Here is a 1293-nt window from a genome sequence, read left to right as displayed (position 1 = left end):
GACTGTGAGACTCGCCAGCATGCTGCGCGGCAAGGTGGTGCCGGCTGGCGTGACCCACAGAATGACCGACCCTGCCGGTGTCCTCATTGAGAGATCTGTCCGCCTGCCGCACCGCCGACCCTGATGGCTTGATTAGGAGCTTGTCCCTTCGGGTGACCCGTCACAGTCCTGCCTCGACCTCGGCGGAAGCACGGTTCGCAGGAGCAAGGAGGAGGCATGGCGGTGTTGGCGGAGCTGGTCGACCACGTGATCGGGGTCGATCCGGACAGAGACAGGGTCACTGCGGCGGTCGTCTGCGCCAAGACCCACGGCGAGATGGACTGCAAGGTCTTCCCGGCCACCGCCCGCGGGTATGGGCAGGCGCTGCGGTGGGCCCAGGCACGGACCACCGACGGCCGCCGGGCGTGGGCGATCGAGTCCACCGGCAGCTACGGCGCTGGGCTCGCGGCGTCGTTGTCGGCCAAGGGCGAGTTCGTCATCGAGTTCGACCACCCGAGCACCCGAGCCGCGAAGGACGGCGCGAAGTCCGACGCTCTGGACGCGGTCCGGGCTGCTCGCGAGACGCTCGGTCGCAAGAACTGGGCAACGCCGCGAGCCCGCGGTGCTCGCGAGGGCCTGCGCACTCTCATCGCCGCACGTGACAGCGCCAAGCTCGCCCGAGTGGCGGCGATCAACGTGCTCAAGGCGCTCGTCGTCACGGCCCCGGTGGACCTGCGCGAGGAGCTGCGCGGCCGGACCTTGGGCCAGCTCATCACTCGGTGTCAGCGCCTGCGCCCAGACACCGCGAGCGACGCCGAGCACGCGGCGACGAAGCTCGCCCTACGCAGCACCGCGACCCGGGTCGCGCAGCTGACCGGGGAGTGCCGCGAGCTCGAGGCGGCGATGGTGCCGCTGATCCGGTCGATGGCACCGGCCCTGCTCGACGAGCCGGGGATCGGCGTCCTACTCGCCGCGCAGATCCTGGTCTCCTGGTCCCACCCGGGCCGCTGCCGAGATGAGGCCGCCTTCGCCCGCCTGGGCGGCGTCGCCCCGCTGCAGGCATCCTCCGGCCAGCACCAGACCCGACACCGCCTCTCACGCGGCGGCGACCGCCAGCTCAACCGCGCCCTGCACACAGCCATCTTGGCCAGGGCAAGAGTTCACCCGGCGACCAGGGCCTACATCGCCCGCCGGATCAGCGAGGGCAAGACCAAACGCGAAGCGATGCGCTGCCTCAAGCGCTACTTCGCCCGCCACGTGTTCAGGCTCCTGGAGAGCGCCCCGATGCCCACTTGACGCCGATAGGAGCATCTC

The 1293-nt window shown here is 70.5% G+C and carries 1 protein-coding gene; it reads left to right on the top strand.

What is annotated here, in order from left to right:
* Window positions 1-216: 216 nt before the first annotated feature.
* Window positions 217-1275 (top strand): IS110 family transposase, encoded by a 1059-nt coding sequence (locus GXB85_RS17740; protein ID WP_161918994.1) that lies wholly within the window; start codon window positions 217-219, stop codon window positions 1273-1275.
* Window positions 1276-1293: the final 18 nt, after the last annotated feature.

Source organism: Cellulomonas sp. APG4, assembly GCF_009996735.1.
Classification (GTDB): Bacteria; Actinomycetota; Actinomycetes; order Actinomycetales; family Cellulomonadaceae; genus Actinotalea.
This window is presented reverse-complemented; position numbering and strand designations above follow the sequence as displayed.

Coding starts and splice junctions, on each gene's coding strand:
- GXB85_RS17740 (WP_161918994.1), top strand. CDS start 217: ATGGCGGTGTTGGCGGAGCTGGTCGACCACGTGATCGGGGTCGATCCG.